Origin of the sequence: Streptomyces sp. NPDC060035, assembly GCF_042736635.1 — a bacterium.
GTDB lineage: Bacteria > Actinomycetota > Actinomycetes > Streptomycetales > Streptomycetaceae > Streptomyces.
In genome coordinates this window covers 1-20,981 of the sequence record NZ_JBHWVO010000054.1, presented here as the reverse complement: position 1 = coordinate 20,981, position 20,981 = coordinate 1, and the positions used below count along the sequence as shown (strand labels likewise).

Genomic DNA, 20,981 nt, shown 5'->3' with positions numbered 1-20,981 from the left:
CTGCCGGCGCTGCCGGCGCTGCCGGAGCGGCAGGCGCGGGAGCGGCGGGGGCCGGGGCAGCCGGGGCGGCCGGGGCGGCCGGAGCCGGAGCGGCGGCCGGAGCCGGAGCCGGAGCTGCCGGAGCAGCGGCCGGGGCGGCACCCGGAGCACCGATGACGGCGAGCTTGGCGCCGACCTCGGCGGTCTCGTCCTCGGCGACGACGATCTCCAGCAGCACGCCGGAGACCGGGGCGGGGATCTCGGTGTCGACCTTGTCCGTGGAGACCTCGAGCAGGGGCTCGTCCTCCGTGACCTCCTCGCCGACCTCCTTCAGCCAGCGGGTGACCGTGCCCTCGGTGACGCTCTCACCGAGCGCCGGGAGGGTGACGTCGGTACCGGCGGCGCCACCGGCCGGAGCCGGAGCGGCCTCGGCGGCCGGAGCGGCCTCGGCGGCCGGAGCGGCGGGGGCCTCGGCGACGGGCGCCGGAGCCTCGGCAGCCGGAGCCGCCGCGGGCGCACCCGAGCCGTCGTCGATGACGGCCAGCTCGGCGCCGACCTCGACGGTCTCGTCCTCGGCGACCTTGATGGACGCCAGGACGCCGGATACGGGGGCCGGGATCTCGGTGTCGACCTTGTCGGTCGAGACCTCGAGCAACGGCTCGTCGGCCTCGACGTGCTCGCCCTCGGCCTTCAGCCAACGGGTGACAGTGCCCTCGGTGACGCTCTCGCCGAGCGCCGGAAGGGTTACGGAAACCGACATGGTTTCAGTTGCTCCTTACGAAAGTGCGGAAGTGGTCGGTCGTCGCGCCCGGGACTGGATCAGTCGTGGGAGTGGAGAGGCTTGCCGGCCAGAGCCAGGTGCGCCTCGCCCATCGCCTCGTTCTGCGTCGGGTGGGCGTGGATGAGCTGCGCGACCTCGGCCGGCAGCGCCTCCCAGTTGTAGATCAGCTGGGCTTCGCCGACCTGCTCGCCCATACGGTCACCGACCATGTGGACGCCGACCACGGCACCGTCCTTGACCTGGACGAGCTTGATCTCGCCCGCGGTCTTCAGGATCTTGCTCTTGCCGTTGCCCGCGAGGTTGTACTTGAGGACGACGACCTTGTCCGCACCGTAGATCTCCTTGGCCTTGGCCTCGGAGATACCGACGGAGGCGACCTCGGGGTGGCAGTAGGTCACCTTCGGCACGCCGTCGTAGTCGATCGGAACGGTCTTGAGACCGGCCAGCCGCTCCGCCACGAGGATGCCCTCGGCGAAGCCGACGTGCGCGAGCTGGAGGGTCGGGGCAAGGTCGCCCACGGCCGAGATCGTCGGGACGTTGGTCTGCATGTACTCGTCGACGAGGACGTAGCCGCGGTCCATCGCGACCCCGGCCTCCTCGTAGCCCAGACCCTGCGAGACCGGGCCGCGGCCGATCGCGACCAGCAGCACCTCCGCCTCGAAGGTCTTGCCGTCGGCGAGGGTGACACGCACGCCGTCCTGCGTGTACTCGGCCTTGTCGAAGAAGGTGCCGAGGTTGAACTTTATGCCGCGCTTGCGGAACGCACGCTCCAGAAGCTTCGAGCTGTTCTCGTCCTCGACCGGGACCAGGTGCTTCAGGCCCTCGACGATGGTGACGTCGGTGCCGAAGGACTTCCACGCCGAGGCGAACTCGACGCCGATGACGCCGCCGCCCAGGACGATCGCGGACTTCGGTACGCGGTCCAGCTTCAGTGCGTGGTCCGAGGAGATGATGCGGTTGCCGTCGATCTCCAGGCCGGGCAGCGACTTCGGCACGGAGCCGGTCGCCAGCACGACGTGGCGGCCCTGGATGCGCTGGCCGTCGACATCCACCGAGGTGGGCGACGAGAGCCGGCCCTCACCCTCGATGTAGTGCACCTTGCGCGAGGCGATGAGTCCCTGCAGGCCCTTGTACAGACCCGAGATCACCTCGTCCTTGTACGCGTGGACGGCCGCGATGTCGATGCCCTCGAAGGTGGCCTTGACACCGAACTGACCGGCCTCGCGGGCTTGGTCGGCGATCTCTCCGGCGTGCAGCAGCGCCTTGGTGGGGATGCAGCCGTTGTGCAGGCAGGTGCCGCCGACCTTGCCCTTCTCGATCAGTGCGACGTCCAGGCCCAGCTGCGCTCCGCGCAGGGCCGCGGCGTAACCGCCGCTACCACCGCCGAGGATCACTAGGTCGAAAACGGTGCTGGCGTCGTTCGCCACGTCACGTCCTCCATGCATGTGCGCCGTACGCCGGGCCCCTCGCCGGGGTGTGACCGGCCGGTCGGCTGGTGTTCGGCCGCTTGTTGTTCGGCCCTGTGGTGGGGCCCTGTCCTGCCGAGAACCCATCTTCGCACTTGTTGAGGGCGAGCGGGACGCGGGCCCCTGGTCTGAGACGGACGAGCGTCCGGCTCGGACGGTTTCCGATGCGTACAAAGTTCCGGAAAGCGGCCGGTCAGAGCCACTGAGGTGAACACGTACGGCCCCGGACGTATGCCCGGGGCCGTATCGCTGCACGCGAACGCGCAGGCGACTGGTGCGTGTGAACTCAGCCGAGGTCGCCGGCGGCCGTGCGCTCCGCCAGCTTGACCAGGGTGCGGACGGCCGACCCGGTGCCGCCCTTGGGCGTGTACCCGTACGGCGCGCCCTCGTGGAAGGCGGGTCCCGCGATGTCCAGGTGGGCCCAGGCGATGCCCTCGCCCACGAACTCCTGCAGGAACAGACCGGCCACCAGGCCGCCGCCCATCCGCTCGCCCATGTTGGCGATGTCGGCGGTCGGGGAGTCCATGCCCTTGCGCAGGTCGGCGGGGAGCGGCATCGGCCAGGACGCCTCGCCGACCTCCTCGGCGATCTCGTGGATGGACGTACGGAAGGCGTCGTCGTTGGCCATCACACCGAAGGTGCGGTTGCCGAGGGCGAGGACCATCGCGCCCGTCAGGGTCGCCACGTCGACGATCGCGTCGGGGTTCTCCTCGGAGGCGCGGGTCAGCGCGTCGGCGAGGACGAGGCGGCCCTCGGCGTCGGTGTTGAGGACCTCGACGGTCTTGCCGCTGTACATGCGCAGCACGTCACCCGGGCGGGTGGCGTTGCCGGACGGCATGTTCTCGGCGAGGGCCAGCCAGCCGGTGACATTGACCTGGAGGCCGAGACGGGAGGCCGCGACGACGGCGGCGAACACCGCGGCGGCGCCGCTCATGTCGCACTTCATCGTCTCGTTGTGGCCGGCCGGCTTGAGCGAGATGCCGCCCGAGTCGTAGGTGATGCCCTTGCCGACCAGGGCCAGGGTCTTCTCCGCCTTCGGGTGGGTGTAGCCGAGCCTGACGAGACGGGGGCCGTGCGTGGAGCCCTGGCCGACGCCCAGCAGGCCGCCGAAGCCGCCCTTGACGAGTGCCTTCTCGTCGAAGACCTGAACCTTGATGCCGTGCTCCTTGCCGGCGGCGGTGACGACCGCGGCGAAGGACTCGGGGTACAGGTCGTTAGGCGGGGTGTTGATCAGGTCACGGGCGCGGTTGATCTCCTCGACAACCGCGGTGGCGCGCTCGGCGGCGGCCTTGAACGCCTTGTCGCGCGGCTTGGTGCCGAGCAGGGCGACCTCGGCCAGCGGCAGCTTCGCGCCGTTGTCCTTCTTGCCCTTGGGGGCGAGCTTGTTCTCGCCGCCCTGGTAGGCGGTGAAGGCGTACGCGCCGAGCAGGGCGCCCTCGGCGATGGCCTCGGCGTCCTCGGCGGACTCCGTCGGCAGCGCGAAACCGGCCTTCTTCGAACCGGTCAGCGCACGGGCGGCGCTGCCGGCTGCGCGGCGCAGCGCCTCCGCGTCGTATGCGTCGTCCTTCTCCGGGACCGGACCGAGGCCGACCGCGATGACGACCGCGACCTTGAGACCGGACGGTGCGGGAAGCTTGGTCACTTCGCCCTCGGCACCGGAGGCGCCCAGCGTCTCCAGGACGGTGGCGAGCTTTCCGTCGAACGCCTTGTCCACGGCCTCGGCGCCCGGTGCGACGACCGGACCCTTGGTGCCCTTGGCGACGCCGACGACGAGTGCGTCGGCGCGCAGCGTCGCCGCACCTGCAGTGCTGAGAGTGAGAGCAGTCACGGTGGTGAAATCTCGCTTCCGTTGAGTTCTGTATCGGTCGAGGGGTGGGCCGACCATGCCCGGCGCATCGTAGACGCCGCCTCAATGCACCGGGAACGAGCCTACGCGCGCCTTTGCTTCCGGCTCACAGTGGCGGGGCCGTCCGTGGCACGGGCCCGCCGTGCGCCCCCGTGGCCGCCGGGCCCGTAGCGGGAGGAACGCGGCGCGGCGATAGGGTCGTTGGCCTGGGCGGGGCGAGCGGGGGGAAAGCCATGCGGGGCGCGAGGACACGGTGGCCGGTTCCCTGCGCCGTACTGGTGCTGCTGGCCGGCTGCACCCCGGCCGCGGAGCAGGCTGCCCATGAGCAGCCGGAGGCAGGACAACGCTGGCAGCCGGAACCGGGCGTGGACTGGCAGTGGCAGCTCTCCGGTCGGGTGGACACGAGCGTGGACGCGCCCGTCTACGACATCGACGGGTTCGACCAGGACGCGAAGACGGTGGCCGCGCTGCACCGCAAGGGCCGCAAGGTCATCTGCTACCTCTCCACCGGCGCCTGGGAGGACTTCCGCCCGGACGCCGGGAAGTTCCCCGCCTCCGTACGCGGGAAGAGCAACGGCTGGGAGGGGGAGTGGTGGCTCGACATCCGCCGCACCGACATCCTGGAGCCGCTGATGGAGACCCGGATCGCCATGTGCGCGAAGAAGGGCTTCGACGCCGTGGAGCCGGACAACATGGACGGCTACCTCAACACCACGGGCTTCCCGCTCACCGCGGACGACCAGCTGCGCTACAACCGGCTGATCGCCCGTCTCGCGCACCGTCACCACCTGGCCGTCGGCCTGAAGAACGACCTGCCCCAGATCCCGCAGCTGGTGGACGACTTCGACTTCGCGGTCAACGAACAGTGCGCGCAGTACGACGAATGCGAGACGCTGACACCGTTCGTCGAGGCGGGCAAGGCCGTCCTCCACGCGGAGTACGAAGTGCCGGTGGCGGAATTCTGCCCCCGGTCCCGGCAGCTGAAGCTGAGCTCGCTGCTGAAGAAGTATGAACTCGGGGTCTGGCGCCGGACCTGCTGACAGCCCTCAGCCCAGGACGAGCGCCACCAGGGCCACCGTGACCGCGGTTTCCTCCAGCGCGCCGAACACATCGCCGGTCACCCCGCCGAAGCGCCGCACACAGTGGCGCAGCATCAGGTGCGCGGCCCCGAGACCGGCCGGCGCGGCGAGGGCATGGTGCACCGCCCCGTACCCCCCGAGGAGCGCACCGGCCCCCGCGCAGCCCGCCACCACCACGGTGGCGACGGCCAGGGCGGTACGGGGCGCAACCGTGCCTGCCACCGCCGCGCCGAGGCCCTCGGGACGGGCGGGCGGGACGCCCCGGCGTGCGGCCAGGGTGAGCGCGAGCCGGGCGGTCACCGCGGCGACGACCGTCCCCAGGGCGCCGTGTGCCCAGCCCTGCCCGTACAGCTCGAAGAGGGCCGCGACCTGTGCCAGCAGGACGAACAGCAGGGTGATGACACCGAACGGCCCAATGTCCGACTGCTTCATGATCCGCAGCGCGTCCTCGGCCGGCTTGGCGCTGCCGAGCCCGTCGGCGGTGTCCGCGAGCCCGTCCAGATGAAGGCCCCGGGTCAGGACGGCGGGCACGGCGGCGGAGGCGACGGCCGCCGACAGGGGACCTGACCCGGCTAGCACGAACAGCACTCCGGGCACGGCTGCGAGCAGTCCCACGACGAGCCCGGCGAGCGGGGCGCAGAGCATGCCGGCGCGGGCGGCGTCCCGGTCCCAGCGTGAGACACGGACGGGGAGCACGGTCAGGGTGCCGAAGGCGAAACGCAGGCCGTGGCTGTTCAGGGAGGTCACCGCGCGCAGGCTAGCCGGTGCGGCGCAGGGCTAGATTGTGCAAAACACACCAGAAGCCGCATAGGCGGATCATCGGGAGTAGGTGGCATGGGTCACTGGCTTCACCAGAACATCGTCGAGCCGGGCAAGCTCCCGCTGCTGCTCGCCCTCGCCTCCTTCGTGCTCACGTTCGCCATCACCCGCGTCATCACCCGGATGATCAGGGCCGGGAAGGGGCCGTTCCGCAACATCACGCCCGGCGGTGTGCACATCCACCACGTGGTGCCGGGCGTCGTTCTCTCGGTGGTCGGCGGCTTCGGCGCGGTCGCCTCCGGACAGCACGGTGCCGCCGCCGGGATCTGCGCGGTCGTCTTCGGGGTGGGGGCCGGTCTGGTACTCGACGAGTTCGCCCTGATCCTGCACCTCGACGACGTGTACTGGACGGAGGAGGGCCGTCAGAGCGTGGAGGTCGTGGTCCTCACCGCCTCGCTCGTCCTGCTCGTCCTCGCCGGATTCTCCCCGCTGGGGGTGGACGAACTGAGCGGCGATCAGCAGCAGAACAGGCTGGGCGTCGTCCTGACCTACCTCGTCAACTTCGGCTTCGTGCTGATCGCCCTGTTCAAGGGCAAGGCCCGCATGGCGGTGATCGGCACCCTCATCCCGTTCCTCGCGCTGATCGCCGCGATCCGGCTGGCCCGGCCGGCCTCGCCGTGGGCCAGACGCTTCTACCGCAGACGGCACCGGGCGCGCGCCAGGGCGGTGCTGAGGGCGTACCACCACGATGTGCGCTGGGCGGGGCCGCGCCGCAGGTTCCAGGACCTGATCGGCGGGGCCCCGGACCGGACACCGCTGCCGGGGCCCCGCCCGGGGAGCTGAGATCAGGCGGTGGTGCTCTCCGCGGGCTCGCCTTCCCCGGAAGGCTCCTGCGCAGTCCCCTCGGCAGGCTCCTCCTCCGTCTCCTGCGCCCGCTCGGGCAGCTCCGCGGCCAGTGCCGCCGCGGCCTGGACGAGCGGCAGGGCGAGCAGCGCCCCGCTGCCCTCGCCCACGGTCACCCCGTGGTCGAGCAGCGGCGTCAGCGCCATCCGGTCCAGCGCCTTCATCTGCGCCGGCTCACCGCTCACCTGGCCTGCCAGCCACCAGTCCGGCGCCCTGAAGGCCGCCCGCTGGGCCACCAGCGCACAGGCGGCCGAGACCACCCCGTCCAGTACCACGGGCATCCGGCGCACCGCGCTCTGCAACAGGAAACCGGTCATCGCCGCCAGATCCGCGCCGCCCACCGCGGCCAGCAGCTCCAGCTGATCGCCGAGAACCGGCCGGGCCCGGCGCAGCGCGTCCCGGATGGCGGCGCACTTGCGCATCCACGCCAGGTCGTCGATGCCCGCACCACCGCGCCCGGTCACCACCGAGGCGTCCGTGCCGCACAGGGCCGCGATCAGGGTCGAGGCCGCCGTCGTACCGCCGACGCTCAGATCACCGAGCACCACCAGATCGGTGCCGGAGTCGGCCTCCTCGTCGGCGATCCGTATGCCGAGCCGTACGGCCTGCTCGGCCTCCTCGGCCGTCAGCGCGTCCTCGACGTCGATACGGCCACTGCCGCGCCGCACCCGGTGCCGTACGACAGCGTCGGGGAGCAGCTCGGGGTCGCAGTCCAGACCGGCGTCCACGATCCGTACGGGAACGGACAGGCGCCGGGCCAGCACAGCGACCGGGCTCGCACCGTCCAGCGCGGCCCGGACCAGTTCGTGCGCGGTGCCGGCCGCCCGGCCGGACACCCCCAGCTCCGCCACCCCGTGGTCACCGGCGAACAGCACCACGCGCGGCTGGTCCACGGGCCTGACCGGTACGGCCTGCTGGGCGGCCGACAGCCACTCACCCAGCTCGTCGAGCCTGCCGAGAGCGCCGGGCGGGACGGTCAGCCGCTCCCGGCGTTCCTCGGCGTCGCGCCGTACGCCGCCGTCGGGGCGTTCGATGAGGTCGGAGAAGTCGTCCAGATTCACGGGGGTCTGCCTCGCGGGTCGTCACATGGTGGGCAGGAACCCGGCGGAGGGCTCCTGTGCGGAACAGTACCCGGCAGCTTTCCGCGCCCCCGGACCCCGCACCCGCCCGCGGCTCAGCCCCGCAGCACCAGCGCCCGGCCCGCCACCACCAGCAGCACGTGCTCGCACTCGGCGGCGAACGCGGCGTTCAGGCGGCCCAGTTCGTCCCGGAAGCGCCGCCCGGAGGCCGTCGCGGGGACCACACCGGAACCGGTCTCATTGGTCACGGCGACGACCGTACGGCGCGTCCCGCGCACCGCGCGGACCAGTTCCGCGACCCGTTCCTGCAGCGCCTCCTCGCCGCCGTCCACCCACCGGGCGTCGTCCCACGCGTCCACCCGGTCCATCGCGTCCGTCAGCCACAGCGACAGACAGTCGATCAGGAGCGGTGGGCCGTCCGCCTCCAGCAGAGCCACCAGATCGCAGGTCTCCTCGGTGCGCCATGCGGCGGGTCTGCGCTCGCGGTGCAGTCCGATCCGGGCCGCCCACTCCGCGTCGCCGTCCCGCCGGCCACCCGTAGCCACGTACACCACCTCGGGGAACGTCTCCAGACGCTGCTCGGCCTCCAGCGACTTCCCCGACCGTGCGCCACCCGTCACCAGGGTGCGCCGGGGCACCTCGGGCACCACGTGGTACTCGCCCACCGCCAGCGTCGTCCCGTCCGGCACGGCCCGTGCTCCGGCGGCCGCCAGCCTGCGGTGCAGCTCGTCGCCGGGCGGTGCGTCGTGGTCCAGATGGACGGCGACGACCTCGGTGGCGGGCCCGATCGCGTCCACGGCCCGCAGCCGGGCCACGGCGTCGGGCCGCGCGACCACATCGGCGACGACCATGTCGTACGGCTCCGCCACATGGTCGGCCAGACCGGCGGGTGCGGCCCCCGGCGGCAGGTAGAGCAGCCGCTTCCCTTCCGGAGACGTCACCTCGTACCCGGTGCCCGGAGCGTCCATCGCCACCGCCCGCACCCGGTGCCCGCTGATCAGCGTCAGCTCCTGGCCGTCCGGTACGCGCCCCGCGGAGGGGAGCGAGGCAGGCAGTTCCACCGCGGGCCCGTCATGGGGATGGGTCAGCAGTACCTGCCGTACGCCGGTGAGCGAACGGCCCGCACGGGCCGCCGCGAACACGGCGCCCGGAGTGAGATCGAGCAGCAGTGCGTCGTCGATCAGCAGCGAGGTCGCGGCCCGCGCCCGCGCACCACGGGCCGACGCGCAGGCGGCGCAAGGACAGTCGGGCCGCGGCAGCCCGTCGGGGGCTCCGGTGCCGAGCAGAGTCAGTTCCACGCTCCTGATCCTCCCGTGTCCGTGCTCCGCCTGCGCGCCCGGGCCCGGGCACCAGTGCCTCCCGTTCGGATCGGGCCTGATCCAAACGGGAGGCACTAGGCTTCGGGCAGCAACGTGACCCAGGAGGCGGACATGGCGTGGACGTGGCGGTTCGAGAAGTCCGACGGTACGGAGACGGAGCCGGCCCTGCAGCCGGAGGAGTTCACGACCCAGGGCGATGCGGAGTCCTGGATCGGTGAGTTCTGGAAGGAGCTCCTGGAGGGCGGTGCCGACCAGGTGTCGCTCTTCGAGGACGCGACGAAGATCTACGGCCCGATGAGCCTCCAGGCCGAATAGGCCCGACCGGCCGGCCCGCGACAGAGCTCCGGCCCGCCACCCGCCCGGGTGCCGGGCCGGGTGCCGCGGCGTCCGCTCAGATCTCGCCCAGGGTGGCCTCGGCCTTCCTCTTCGAATCGCTGCGCGAGTACGTCACCGTGACCTGTTCGCCCGGCTTGTCGCCCGCCAGGGCCTCCGAGAGCGACGTGATCGTCGTGATCGGGGTGTCGTCGATCGCGGTGATGATGTCTCCGGCGCGCAGGCCCGCCTTCTCCGCGGCCCCGCCCTTCTCCAGGCTGACGACGGCGACACCGGCCGGCTGATAGTCGTCGTCGACGACCGTACGGCCCGTGATGTTCAGCGCCGCCCGGCCCGAGTCGGTGACCTTGCCGGACTTGATGATCTGGTCCGCGACCGTCCGCACCATCGAGACCGGGATCGCGAATCCGATGCCGGGCGCCGCGCTGCCGCCCAGCTGTGGATCCGTCGCCGCGAGGGTCGGGATGCCGATCACCTCGCTGTCGAGGTTCACCAGCGCCCCGCCGCTGTTGCCCGGGTTGATCGCCGCCGAGGTCTGCACCATGTCGGCGAGCGTCGCCCCGGTGCCACCACCCGCGCGGCTCTCGCTGACGGTCCGTCCCAGGGCCGACACGATGCCCTGGGTGACGCTGCTGGACAGGCCGAGCGGCGAGCCCATCGCCAGGACGATCTGCCCCACCTCGACCTTGTCGGCGTCGCCGAACGTCGCGGCCTTCAGCCCGTCCGGGACGTTGTCGAGCCTGATGACCGCCAGGTCCTGCTCCGGATAGGAGGAGACCAGCGAGGCCTTGAGCCCCTTCTCGCCGGTGGCGACGGTGACGTCGAAGGTCTTCGCGCTGCCCACGACGTGGGCGTTCGTGACGATATGGCCCTTGTTGTCGTAAACGATGCCGGAGCCGAGACCGTCCTCGGCGCCGATCTGTACGACCGAGGGCAGCACATCCCTGATGACAGCCTGGTACCGGCTCTCGAGATCATCCGTGGCCCGGGCCACCGCACCCTGCTGTACCGGGGCGTCGGCCCGGGAGGAGCCCGGGCCGGAGCAGCCGCCCGCCAGGGCGATCGCACAGGCACCGGCGGTCAGAGGCAGCAGCAGGCGGCGCGCCCGGCTGCGGGAAGGGGATGCGTCCATGCCCGGAGTATCGCCAGCGGCTCCGGGCACGGGCCTGCGCTGATGGGCCGATCAGGCGTACCGCCGGCCCCGGGTTCTCAGCCGCGCACCCCGCACAGATGCAGCAGCGCCGCCACCCTGCGGTACGGGTCGGTCCGCCCCGCCCGGTCCTCCGCGGCCAGTACCCGCGCCAGCTCCTGAGCGTCGGGCAGCTCCACGTCGTTGCTCACGTTGTCCGTGAAGACCCGCACGCCGTACCAGGCGTGCAGCGGCGCGGCGATCCCGGCGAGCGTGGCCGTCAGTGCGTCGAGCCGGTCCGCCCGCACAGCGAGGCCGAGCCGGTTCGTATACGTATCCATGTCGAATGCCGCGAGAGCCCCGGCGAAGTCCCCCGCGGTCCCGGGCCGCATCGCCAGTGCGTCGGCGTTCCGCACGAGCAGCGAGAGGAGCCCGCCGGGCGCCAGCATCCGGGCCAGGCCCGCCAGCATCGGATCAGGCTCGGGTACGTACATCAGAACGCCGTGGCAGAGCACCACGTCGAAACTGCCGGGCAGGAAGTGCACCCCGGTGTCGCGGCCGTCGCCCTCGATGAGGCGCACCCGCTCCCGGATGCCCTCGGGCTCGCCCGCGAGGGACTCCCGGGCGGTCCGCAGCATCTCGCCGTCGGACTCCAGACCGGTCACGGAGTGCCCGGCCCGGGCCAGCCGCAGCGCCTGCGTGCCCTGGCCCATGCCGACATCGAGCACCCGCAGCCGCCGCCCCACGGGGAAACGCGCCGCTATCTGCTCGTCCAGCTGCCGGGCGACGAGCTCCTGGCGGACCGTGTTGCGCAGTCCGCCGAGCCCGGCCAGCCATTGGGAAGAGACCCCCGTGAAGCCGGAGGTCTCCGTGCTCAGGGCCGCTCTCCCCGCTTGACCTGCGGCTTCGGAAGCCGCAGTCGGCGCATCTGGAGCGTACGCATCAGGCCGTAGGCCACGGCGCCGCGCTTCGGCGTGTCAGGGAAGCGCTGGGCCAGCTGCTTCTTGAGCCGGAACGCGAGGCCGATGGAGTCGACCACGATCAGGACGATCACGCCGAGCCAGAGCAGCAGCGAGATGTTCTGGATGTTCTGGATCTGGATCACGCTGAGGATCAGGATGACCACTGCGAGCGGAAGGAAGTACTCCGCGATGCAGAAGCGCGAGTCCACGAAGTCACGGACAAAGCGCCGCACAGGCCCCTTGTCACGTGCCGGGAGATAACGCTCGTCACCCGACGCGAGCGCCTCACGCTGCTTGGCCAGGTCCGCGCGGCGCGCTTCGCGCTGTCGCTTCGTGGCCTCCTTGCGATCGGTCGGCGTGCCGCTCGAGGCACGTCGGCGCTGCGTCTGGGCGTCGTTGCGCTTGGGGGTGGGGCGACCCTTGGGAGCCTGAGGGTCGCGGGGCTGCTTGGAGAGGTCCGCCGTCACCTTGTCGGTGGGGGCCTTCTCTTCCTTGGAACGGCTACGGAACACAAAACCCAAGGGTACGGGGTCGTCCCGGGCAAGTCAGGACCGGGCGGGAACGATCCGGCAACGGCCTGCGTCCTGAAAGGTGTCCCGACAGGGGCAGAACGGACGTCGCCACCGGTTTCCCCGATGTTCTCTACTCCCTGCGCGGGAGAGCTCGCAGGTGGCAGTCGTCCTTGGGTAGGAGCACATCCGTGCCCGAACAGTGCGGTAATAGAGGCAGGGCCCGTACTGTGGGTTCTGTTGGAGTGCTGGAGCTCAGTCCGTCAGAAGGGGGCGCGCGAAGCCCATGAGCGGTGTCATGAAGCGTATGGGAATGATCTTCCGCGCGAAGGCAAACAAGGCCCTTGACCGGGCCGAGGATCCGCGCGAGACCCTCGATTACTCGTACCAGAAGCAGCTGGAGCTGCTTCAGAAGGTACGCCGCGGCGTCGCCGATGTGGCGACCTCGCGCAAGCGGCTGGAGCTGCAGCTGAATCAGCTGCAGGGACAGTCGTCCAAGCTGGAGGACCAGGGTCGCAAGGCGCTCGCGCTCGGCCGTGAGGATCTGGCCCGCGAGGCGCTGTCCCGTCGCGCCGCCCTCCAGCAGCAGGTCACGGACCTGGAGACGCAGCACCAGACGCTGCAGGGCGAGGAGGAGAAGCTCACTCTCGCGGCCCAGCGGCTGCAGGCCAAGGTCGACGCCTTCCGTACGAAGAAGGAGACGATCAAGGCCACCTACACCGCGGCCCAGGCCCAGACCCGGATCGGTGAGGCGTTCTCCGGTATCTCCGAGGAGATGGGCGACGTCGGCCTCGCGATCCAGCGGGCCGAGGACAAGACCCAGCAGCTGCAGGCGCGTGCCGGAGCCATCGACGAACTGCTGGCCTCCGGTGCTCTGGACGACCCGACCGGGACGGCGAAGGACGACATCGCCGCCGAGCTGGACCGGATCTCCGGTGGTACGGATGTAGAGCTGGAACTGCAGCGCATGAAGGCCGAACTGGCCGGCGGCTCCTCTTCCAAGCAGGCCATCGAAGGCGGTGCGCAGGACGCGGCGCCGCAGTCGCAGCAGTCCCCGCACAAGTTCGACAAGCAGTAAGGGCGGCGTCATGATCGTACGGATCATGGGGGAGGGCCAGGTAGCACTGGCCGACAGTCATGTCGCCGAGCTGAGCAAGCTCGACGACGTACTGCTCGCAGAGATGGAGAGCGGCGACGGCCCCGGCTTTCGCACCACTCTCCACGCGCTCCTCGACAAGGTGCGCGAGCTCGGCTCGCCGCTGCCGGACGACTCCCTGGAGCCGTCCGAGCTGATCCTGCCGTCACCGGACGCGACCCTCGAAGACGTGCGCGCCATGCTCAGTGACGACGGGCTGATCCCCGGCTGACCGAGCGCCGGCTCCACACTCCCGCCCTGTGCCCCGCCCGGTCCCACCGGTGCGGGGCACAGTGGCACGGTGCCGTTCTGTGGTCGGATCCGCACACCGCAGGGACAGCAATGTGCGCGACACGCCGTACCGTAGCTTGACGTGACCACCCTCGGAACCGGGCTCGCACGAGCCCGACGCTGGCTGCGCGGCCATCCCCTGGCATTCGACGCGGCGCTCGCCCTGGCCGTGCTCGCCTGCATGATCTGTGCGTCGTTCGCCGAACCGAATCCAGGGCACGGGCCGATTTTCGGCGTCCGCACCCCCGAACCGTCGAGTGTGCTCCTCATGGTGCTCGGCGCCGGGGCACTCGTGCTGCGGCGGCGCGATCCCATGGCGGTACTCGGCGCGACCGGTCTGCTGTCCACCGCCGAGTTCATCCTCATGGATCCGCCCGCCCCCGTGGTGATGAGCGCGGTCATCGCGCTCTTCACCGTCGCGTCCCGCACCGACCGCCCCACCACCTGGCGGGTGGGGCTGCTGACGATGGCGGTGCTGACCGTGGCGGCGATGGTGGTCGGCTCGACGCCCTGGTACAGCCAGGAGAACCTCGGCGTCTTCGCCTGGACCGGCATGGCCGCAGCCGCGGGCGACGCGGTCCGCAGCAGACGCGCGTTCATCGACGCGATCAGGGAACGCGCCGAGCGGGCCGAGCGCACCCGCGAGGAGGAAGCCCGCCGGCGGGTCGCCGAGGAGCGGCTGCGGATCGCCCGGGACCTGCACGACGTCGTCGCCCACCACATCGCCCTGGTCAACGTCCAGGCCGGGGTGGCCGCCCATGTCATGGACAAGCGCCCGGACCAGGCCAAGGAGGCGCTCGCCCATGTCCGTGAGGCCAGCCGCTCCGCACTGGGGGAGCTCAGGACAACGGTCGGGCTGCTGCGCCAGTCCGGCGACCCTGCGGCGCCCACCGAGCCGGCACCCGGCCTCGCGGTCCTCGGCGAGCTCGTCGACACCTTCCGGAACGCGGGACTCCCCGTCGAGGTGGCCTGCACCCACCGGGAGAGCCCGTTGCCCGCAGCCGTCGATCTCGCGGCCTACCGGGTCATCCAGGAGGCGCTCACCAATGTGCGCAAGCACGCCGGTGCCGAGGTGAAGGCCGAGGTGAGCGTCGTACGGGTCGGGAGCACCGCGGAGATCACGGTGCTGGACAACGGCAGGGGCAGGCCGAGAGCCACGGACGACGGGACGAATCCGTACGAGGAGCGCGACGGCGGCGGCCACGGCCTCATCGGCATGCGCGAACGCGTCACCGCGCTCGGCGGCACCCTCACCGCGGGCCCCCGTTACGGCGGTGGATTCCGCGTCCATGCGATCCTGCCCGTCATGTCCCGCACGGGTGAGCCGGAGAGGCCGGGCACGGCGGACAGGACGGGGGGACACGCGTGACACCGATCAAGGTGCTGCTCGCCGACGACCAGGCGCTGCTGCGCAGCGCGTTCCGGGTGCTGGTCGACTCGGAGCCCGACATGCAGGTCGTCGGCGAGGCCGCGGACGGCGCACAGGCCGTGGAGCTGGCCCGCTCGACGTGCGCCGATGTGGTGCTGATGGACATCCGGATGCCCGGGACGGACGGGCTCGCCGCCACCCGGATGATCAGCGCCGATCCGGATCTGGCGGGTGTACGGGTCGTCATGCTCACCACCTTCGAGGTGGACGAGTACGTGGTGCAGTCCCTGCGCGCGGGTGCGTCCGGATTCCTCGGGAAGGGCGCCGAACCGGACGAGCTGCTCAACGCCATCCGTATCGCCGCAGCGGGGGAGGCACTGCTCTCCCCGGCCGCGACCAAGGGACTCATCGCCACGTTCCTCGCACAGGGCGGCAGTGCCGGCGAGGGCCCTGACGCCGCGGCGTACGCCGAGCGGCTCGGCGCGCTCACCGGGCGGGAGCGTGAGGTGCTCGTCCTGGTCGCGGGCGGGCACTCCAACGACGAGATCGCCGAGCGGCTCGTCGTCAGCCCTCTCACCGTGAAGACCCATGTGAACAGGGCCATGGCGAAGCTGGGCGCCCGGGACCGGGCCCAATTGGTCGTGATTGCGTACGAATCGGGCCTGGTGCGTCCCAGGGCGGAGTAACGGGTGGAGATCCGGCGTACTCCACCTGCTGTATGCGCGCCATAAGAATGCAACCCGGGGGCTGACGAATCCGTCCCCGGGATCGGCGATCGTATAGATGGGCGGGCTGTGTCCCCCTTTTTTGCTCCTGAGCAGCCGCCCATCTGCCGCGTAAGCCACAGAAGAGAGACCCACCCATGTCCTGGCTGTCCAGATTCAGCCTCGCGCAACGGGCCCTTATCGGGCTGATCTCGATCGTCGCGCTCGTTTTCGGAGCGATCGCGATCCCGCAGCTCAAGCAGCAGCTGCTGCCCACCATCGAACTCCCGATGGTGTCGGTGCTGGCCCCCTATCAGGGTGCGTCCCCCGATGTGGTCGAGAAGCAGGTCGTCGAACCCCTCGAGAACGCCATCAAGGCCGTCGACGGCGTCGAGGGCATCACCTCGACCGCCAGCGAGGGCAACGCCGTCATCATGGCGAGCTTCGACTTCGGTGACGAAGGCACCAAGCAGCTCGTCGCGGACATCCAGCAGGCCGTGAACCGCGCCCGCATCCAGCTGCCCGAGGACGTCGACCCGCAGGTCATCGCCGGTTCGACGGACGACATCCCGACCGTCGTCCTCGCCGTCACGTCCGACAAGGACCAGCAGGCGCTCGCCGACCAGCTGGACCGCACGGTCGTCCCGGCCATCGAGGACATCGACGGCGTCGGCCAGGTCGCGGTCGACGGCGTCCAGGAACTCCAGGTCTCCGTCGTCCCCGACGACAAGAAGCTCGCCGCCGCCGGTCTGAACGCCGGTTCGCTGGCCCAGGCCCTCCAGGCCGGCGGTGCCACGGTCCCGGCCGGTTCCTTCTCCGAGGCGGGCAAGAGCCGCACCATCCAGGTCGGCGGCTCCTTCACCTCGCTGCAGCAGATCGAGGACCTGAAGGTCTCCGCGCAGAATCCGGCCACCGGCAAGCCCGGAAAGCCGGTCCGCGTCGGCGACATCGCCACGGTGAAGCAGGAGCCCTCCACGGCGGTCTCCATCACCCGTACGAACGGCAAGCAGAGCCTCGCCGTGATGGCCACGATGGACAAGGACGGCAGCGCCGTCGCCATCTCGGACGCCGTCCAGGACAAGCTCCCCGACCTGCGCAAGGACCTCGGTTCCGGCGCCGAGCTGACCGTCGTCTCGGACCAGGGCCCCGCCGTCTCCAAGGCGATCTCCGGCCTGACCACCGAGGGCGCGCTCGGCCTGCTCTTCGCGGTCATCGTGATCCTGGTCTTCCTCGCGTCGATCCGCTCGACCCTGGTCACCGCGGTCTCCATCCCGCTCTCCGTGGTCCTCGCGCTGATCGTGCTCTGGACCCGCGACCTCTCGCTGAACATGCTCACGCTCGGCGCCCTCACCATCGCGATCGGCCGGGTCGTCGACGACTCGATCGTGGTCCTGGAGAACATCAAGCGGCACCTCGGCTACGGCGAGGAGCGCCAGTCGGCGATCATCACCGCGGTCAAGGAAGTGGCCGGTGCGGTCACCTCCTCCACGCTCACCACCGTCGCGGTCTTCCTGCCCATCGGTCTGGTCGGCGGCATGGTGGGCCAGCTCTTCGGCTCGTTCTCCCTGACCGTCACCGCGGCCCTGCTGGCCTCTCTGCTGGTCTCGCTGACCGTGGTCCCGGTCCTCTCGTACTGGTTCCTGCGTGCCCCCAAGGGGACCGCCGAGAATCCGGGCGAGGCACGCCGCAAGGCCGAGGAGAAGGAAGCCGCCAGCCGGCTCCAGCGGATCTACGTCCCGGTGCTGCGCTTCGCGACCCGGCGCCGTATCACCAGCATCGTCATCGCCTTCGTGGTGCTGTTCGGCACCTTCGGAATGGCGCCCCTGCTGAAGACCAACTTCTTCGACCAGGGTGAGCAGGAAGTCCTCTCCATCAAGCAGGAGCTGACCCCCGGCACCAGCCTGGCGGCAGCCGACGAGGCCGCACAGAAGGTCGAGAAGGTCCTCGCGGCCGACGGCGGCGTCAAGGACTACCAGGTCACCGTCGGCTCCTCCGGCTTCATGGCGGCCTTCGGCGGCGGTACGGGAGCCAACCAGGCCTCCTACCAGATCACCCTCAAGGACTCGGCGGACTTCGACGCCACCCAGGACAGGATCGACGAGGCCCTCGGCAAGCTCGACGGCATCGGCGACACGACGATCGCCGCGGGCGACGGCTTCGGCAGCCAGGACCTGAGCGTCGTGGTGAAGGCCGCCGACGCGGACATCCTGAAGAAGGCCTCCGAAGCGGTGCGGACCGAGGTCGCCGAGCTCGACGACGTCACCGACGTCCAGAGCGACCTGGCGCAGAGCGTTCCGCGCATCTCGGTCAAGGCCAACGACAAGGCTGCGGACGCCGGATTCAACGAGACCACGCTCGGCGCGGCGGTCGCCGGTGCGGTGCGCGGCACCCCGTCCGGCAAGGCGATCATGGACGACACCGAGCGTGACGTCATCGTGAAGTCGTCCAGCCCGGCCACCACGATGGCCGAACTGAAGGCCCTGAAGCTCGGCCCGGTCGAGCTCGGCCGGATCGCCGACGTGAAGCTGGTCCCCGGCCCGGTCACGATGACCCGGATCGACGGACAGCGCGCGGCGACGATCACCGCCAAGCCGACCGGCGACAACACGGGCGCGGTCAGCGCCGCGCTCCAGACGAAGATCAACGACCTGGACCTCCCGGACGGCGCCACCGCAAGCATCGGCGGCGTCTCCCAGGACCAGGACGATGCCTTCATGAAGCTGGGCCTGGCCATGCTGGCGGCCATCGCCATCGTGTTCATGCTGCTGGTGGCCACCTTCCGGTCGCTCATCCAGCCGCTGATCCTGCTGGTCTCCATCCCGTTCGCGGCGACCGGTGCCATCGGCCTCCTCGTCGTCACCGGCACCCCGATGGGTGTCCCGGCGATGATCGGCATGCTGATGCTGATCGGCATCGTGGTGACGAACGCGATCGTGCTGATCGACCTGATCAACCAGTACAGGTCGCAGGGATTGGGCGTCGTCGAGGCAGTCGTCGAGGGCGGCCGCCACCGTCTGCGTCCGATCCTGATGACGGCGCTGGCGACGGTCTTCGCCCTTCTCCCGATGGCGCTCGGCGTCACCGGCGAGGGCGGGTTCATCTCCCAGCCGCTGGCGGTCGTGGTGATCGGCGGTCTGATCACCTCCACGTTGCTGACGCTGCTCCTGGTGCCGACGCTGTATGCGATGGTCGAGCTCCGCAAGGAGCGTCGCGCCAAGAAGAAGGCGGCCAAGCGCGAGGCGAGGGCGGGCGTCGCGGCCCCCGAAACGCCGGAGGAAGCCACCTCCGACGAGCCGGAGCCCGCGAAGGCCTGACCCGCCCTCCGCAGGCAGCAACACAAGAAGGCCCCCGATGCCGCACAACGGCATCGGGGGCCTTCTCCTTCGGACCGGGCCGACCCGAGCCCTCGGGGGGCCGGAACAAGCCCCTCCGGCGATTGAGGAGCAGGGTCCGGGGTGGAGCCCAGGTTCCGGGAAGGGGGCGGGTGGGGTCCAGGCCCGCCGCAGGCACCCCCGCCCCGCCACCCGCTACGGCAGCGCCAGCATCCGCTCCAGCGCCAGCTTCGCGTACTTCTCCGTCTCCGCGTCGACCTGGATCCGGTTGACCAGATTTCCCTCGGCCAGCGACTCCAGCGTCCACACCAGGTGGGGCAGGTCGATGCGGTTCATCGTCGAACAGAAGCAGACCGTCTTGTCGAGGAAGACGATTTCCTTGTCCTCGGCCGCGAACCGGTTCGCGAGCCGGCGCACCAGGTTCAGCTCCGTACCGATCGCCCACTTCGAACCGGCCGGGGCCGCTTCGAGGGCCTTGATGATGTACTCGGTCGAGCCCACGTAGTCCGCGGCTGCCACGACCTCGTGCTTGCACTCCGGGTGGACCAGCACGTTGACACCCGGGATCCGCTCCCGCACGTCGTTGACGGACTCCACCGAGAAGCGCCCGTGCACCGAGCAGTGCCCGCGCCACAGGATCATCTTCGCGTTCCGCAGCTCCTCGGCGGTGAGTCCGCCGTTCGGCTTGTGCGGGTTGTAGAGGACGCAGTCCTCCAAGGTCATCCCCATGTCCCGCACGGCCGTGTTGCGCCCCAGGTGCTGGTCCGGCAGGAAGAGCACCTTCTCGCCCTGCGCGAAGGCCCACTCCAGCGCCCGCTTCGCGTTGGACGAGGTGCAGATCGTCCCGCCGTGCCGGCCGGTGAAGGCCTTGATGTCGGCGGAGGAGTTCATGTACGAGACCGGCACGACCTGGTCCGCGACACCCGCCTCCGTCAGCACGTCCCAGCACTCGGCGACCTGCTCCGCGGTGGCCATGTCGGCCATCGAGCAGCCCGCGGCGAGGTCGGGCAGGACGACCTTCTGGTCGTCGCCGGTCAGGATGTCCGCGGACTCGGCCATGAAGTGCACGCCGCAGAAGACGATGTACTCCGCCTCGGGCCGCGCTGCGGCGTCCCGGGCGAGCTTGAACGAGTCGCCGGTGACGTCCGCGAACTGGATGACCTCGTCGCGCTGGTAGTGGTGTCCGAGGACGAAGACCTTCTCCCCGAGCTTCTCCTTGGCTGCGCGGGCGCGCTCCACCAGGTCCGGGTCGGACGGGGAGGGCAGGTCGCCGGGGCATTCGACGCCGCGCTCGCTCCTCGGGTCGGCCTCGCGGCCGAGCAGCAGCAGGGCGAGGGGTGTCGGCTGGACATCCAGGGGCTGGGCGGTGGTCACGACACGCACCCTTTCTTTTCTGCGAACTCTGCGAACAAGCCTTTTCGTCTAATTGACGCTATCTATCATAACTGGCTCACGTCGGATTGACGATGCCGATAGCGTCGATGTGACGCATCCCGCCGAGGGTGCGGTGTGCGAGCATGAAGGGAACAGACAAGCGCCCGGCCCGGAATGAATCCGAGGCCCCGATGGTTGGACCGTCGGCAAGCACTCCGTACAACCCGGGAGAGAAGCAGATGTCCGTATCGGACGAGACCACCACCGTGAGCGACGGCATCCTCCTGTCCGACGCCGCCGCAGACAAGGTCAGGACCCTGCTGGAGCAGGAGGGCCGTGACGACCTCGCTCTGCGCGTCGCCGTTCAGCCCGGAGGTTGCTCCGGCCTGCGCTACCAGCTCTTCTTCGACGAGCGCTCGCTCGACGGCGACGTCGTGAAGGACTTCGGCGGCGTCAAGGTTGTCACCGACCGCATGAGCGCCCCGTACCTGGGCGGCGCCTCGGTCGACTTCGTGGACACGATCGAGAAGCAGGGCTTCACGATCGACAACCCGAACGCCACGGGCTCCTGTGCCTGCGGTGACTCCTTCAGCTAAGCCTGATACGACAGCGGCGGCGCTCCGGGATTTCCC

General features: G+C 70.5%; 19 protein-coding genes. 9 read left to right on the top strand and 10 right to left on the bottom strand.

Features of this window, described 5'->3' with window-relative positions:
• From ACFWBQ_RS37620 to ACFWBQ_RS37610, 3 genes are all read right to left on the bottom strand, one after another.
• On the bottom strand, positions 1–739 hold a 739-nt coding region (locus tag ACFWBQ_RS37620; RefSeq protein WP_385508382.1), incomplete at its 3' end, for a biotin/lipoyl-containing protein.
• 59 nt (positions 740–798) lie between these two features.
• Entirely contained in the window at positions 799–2,187 is a 1,389-nt protein-coding gene (gene lpdA, locus ACFWBQ_RS37615; RefSeq protein WP_385508380.1) for a dihydrolipoyl dehydrogenase, read from the bottom strand.
• A 325-nt stretch (positions 2,188–2,512) separates the two neighbouring features.
• Entirely contained in the window at positions 2,513–4,054 is a 1,542-nt protein-coding gene (locus ACFWBQ_RS37610; RefSeq protein ID WP_385508378.1) for a leucyl aminopeptidase, read from the bottom strand.
• 251 nt (positions 4,055–4,305) lie between these two features.
• Here ACFWBQ_RS37610 and ACFWBQ_RS37605 point away from each other — a divergent pair, with 251 nt between their 5' ends.
• Positions 4,306–5,112, top strand: coding sequence for an endo alpha-1,4 polygalactosaminidase (locus ACFWBQ_RS37605; RefSeq protein WP_385508376.1), 807 nt, complete (start codon positions 4,306–4,308; stop codon positions 5,110–5,112).
• A gap of 6 nt (positions 5,113–5,118) precedes the next feature.
• Here the strand turns inward: ACFWBQ_RS37605 and cobS are convergent, their stop codons facing one another.
• Entirely contained in the window at positions 5,119–5,898 is a 780-nt protein-coding gene (gene cobS / locus ACFWBQ_RS37600; protein ID WP_385508374.1) for an adenosylcobinamide-GDP ribazoletransferase, read from the bottom strand.
• Between the two features lie 87 nt (positions 5,899–5,985).
• Here cobS and ACFWBQ_RS37595 point away from each other — a divergent pair, with 87 nt between their 5' ends.
• A complete protein-coding gene (locus tag ACFWBQ_RS37595) occupies positions 5,986–6,753 on the top strand; it encodes a hypothetical protein (protein ID WP_385508372.1) in 768 nt (255 codons plus the stop codon).
• Between the two features lie 2 nt (positions 6,754–6,755).
• On the opposite strand, the gene cobT is transcribed toward ACFWBQ_RS37595, so the two are convergent.
• Entirely contained in the window at positions 6,756–7,874 is a 1,119-nt protein-coding gene (cobT, locus tag ACFWBQ_RS37590; protein ID WP_385508370.1) for a nicotinate-nucleotide--dimethylbenzimidazole phosphoribosyltransferase, read from the bottom strand.
• Positions 7,875–7,987: 113 nt separating this feature from the next.
• Positions 7,988–9,190, bottom strand: coding sequence for a bifunctional adenosylcobinamide kinase/adenosylcobinamide-phosphate guanylyltransferase (locus ACFWBQ_RS37585; RefSeq protein WP_385508367.1), 1,203 nt, complete (start codon positions 9,188–9,190; stop codon positions 7,988–7,990).
• A 132-nt stretch (positions 9,191–9,322) separates the two neighbouring features.
• Here ACFWBQ_RS37585 and ACFWBQ_RS37580 point away from each other — a divergent pair, with 132 nt between their 5' ends.
• A complete protein-coding gene (locus ACFWBQ_RS37580) occupies positions 9,323–9,526 on the top strand; it encodes a hypothetical protein (protein ID WP_385508366.1) in 204 nt (67 codons plus the stop codon).
• 76 nt (positions 9,527–9,602) lie between these two features.
• Here ACFWBQ_RS37580 and ACFWBQ_RS37575 read toward each other — a convergent pair whose 3' ends face one another.
• The 3 genes from ACFWBQ_RS37575 to ACFWBQ_RS37565 form a co-directional block, all read right to left on the bottom strand.
• Positions 9,603–10,676 carry a S1C family serine protease gene (locus ACFWBQ_RS37575; protein WP_385508364.1) on the bottom strand — a complete coding sequence of 358 codons (1,074 nt, stop codon included), beginning with the start codon at positions 10,674–10,676 and terminating at the stop codon, positions 9,603–9,605.
• Positions 10,677–10,753: 77 nt separating this feature from the next.
• Entirely contained in the window at positions 10,754–11,488 is a 735-nt protein-coding gene (locus tag ACFWBQ_RS37570) for a class I SAM-dependent methyltransferase (protein ID WP_385508384.1), read from the bottom strand.
• Positions 11,489–11,547: 59 nt separating this feature from the next.
• Positions 11,548–12,147, bottom strand: coding sequence for a DUF3043 domain-containing protein (locus ACFWBQ_RS37565; RefSeq protein ID WP_385508361.1), 600 nt, complete (start codon positions 12,145–12,147; stop codon positions 11,548–11,550).
• Between the two features lie 295 nt (positions 12,148–12,442).
• On the opposite strand from ACFWBQ_RS37565, the gene ACFWBQ_RS37560 reads away from it, so the two are divergent.
• From ACFWBQ_RS37560 to ACFWBQ_RS37540, 5 genes are all read left to right on the top strand, one after another.
• Complete coding sequence (locus tag ACFWBQ_RS37560; protein WP_385508358.1) at positions 12,443–13,222, top strand: PspA/IM30 family protein; 780 nt, start codon at positions 12,443–12,445, stop codon at positions 13,220–13,222.
• A gap of 10 nt (positions 13,223–13,232) precedes the next feature.
• The gene (locus ACFWBQ_RS37555; protein ID WP_385508356.1) at positions 13,233–13,511 is read left to right on the top strand and encodes a hypothetical protein; all 279 of its coding nucleotides are present in this window, start codon (positions 13,233–13,235) and stop codon (positions 13,509–13,511) included.
• A 141-nt stretch (positions 13,512–13,652) separates the two neighbouring features.
• Positions 13,653–14,939 (top strand): histidine kinase, encoded by a 1,287-nt coding sequence (locus tag ACFWBQ_RS37550; protein WP_385508354.1) that lies wholly within the window; start codon positions 13,653–13,655, stop codon positions 14,937–14,939.
• Positions 14,936–15,625 (top strand): response regulator, encoded by a 690-nt coding sequence (locus ACFWBQ_RS37545; RefSeq protein WP_385508351.1) that lies wholly within the window; start codon positions 14,936–14,938, stop codon positions 15,623–15,625. Before ACFWBQ_RS37550 ends, ACFWBQ_RS37545 begins: the two co-directional genes overlap by 4 nt.
• A 176-nt stretch (positions 15,626–15,801) precedes the next feature.
• Positions 15,802–18,957 (top strand): efflux RND transporter permease subunit, encoded by a 3,156-nt coding sequence (locus ACFWBQ_RS37540; protein ID WP_385508348.1) that lies wholly within the window; start codon positions 15,802–15,804, stop codon positions 18,955–18,957.
• 213 nt (positions 18,958–19,170) lie between these two features.
• Here ACFWBQ_RS37540 and nadA read toward each other — a convergent pair whose 3' ends face one another.
• A complete protein-coding gene (nadA, locus tag ACFWBQ_RS37535) occupies positions 19,171–20,358 on the bottom strand; it encodes a quinolinate synthase NadA (protein WP_385508344.1) in 1,188 nt (395 codons plus the stop codon).
• 230 nt (positions 20,359–20,588) lie between these two features.
• Here nadA and ACFWBQ_RS37530 point away from each other — a divergent pair, with 230 nt between their 5' ends.
• Positions 20,589–20,945, top strand: coding sequence for an iron-sulfur cluster assembly accessory protein (locus tag ACFWBQ_RS37530; RefSeq protein ID WP_056784314.1), 357 nt, complete (start codon positions 20,589–20,591; stop codon positions 20,943–20,945).
• Positions 20,946–20,981: the final 36 nt, after the last annotated feature.

Coding starts and splice junctions, on each gene's coding strand:
- ACFWBQ_RS37575 (WP_385508364.1), bottom strand. CDS start 10,676: ATGGACGCATCCCCTTCCCGCAGCCGGGCGCGCCGCCTGCTGCTGCCT.
- ACFWBQ_RS37595 (WP_385508372.1), top strand. CDS start 5,986: ATGGGTCACTGGCTTCACCAGAACATCGTCGAGCCGGGCAAGCTCCCG.
- ACFWBQ_RS37560 (WP_385508358.1), top strand. CDS start 12,443: ATGAAGCGTATGGGAATGATCTTCCGCGCGAAGGCAAACAAGGCCCTT.
- ACFWBQ_RS37580 (WP_385508366.1), top strand. CDS start 9,323: ATGGCGTGGACGTGGCGGTTCGAGAAGTCCGACGGTACGGAGACGGAG.
- ACFWBQ_RS37555 (WP_385508356.1), top strand. CDS start 13,233: ATGATCGTACGGATCATGGGGGAGGGCCAGGTAGCACTGGCCGACAGT.
- ACFWBQ_RS37605 (WP_385508376.1), top strand. CDS start 4,306: ATGCGGGGCGCGAGGACACGGTGGCCGGTTCCCTGCGCCGTACTGGTG.
- ACFWBQ_RS37530 (WP_056784314.1), top strand. CDS start 20,589: ATGTCCGTATCGGACGAGACCACCACCGTGAGCGACGGCATCCTCCTG.
- ACFWBQ_RS37540 (WP_385508348.1), top strand. CDS start 15,802: ATGTCCTGGCTGTCCAGATTCAGCCTCGCGCAACGGGCCCTTATCGGG.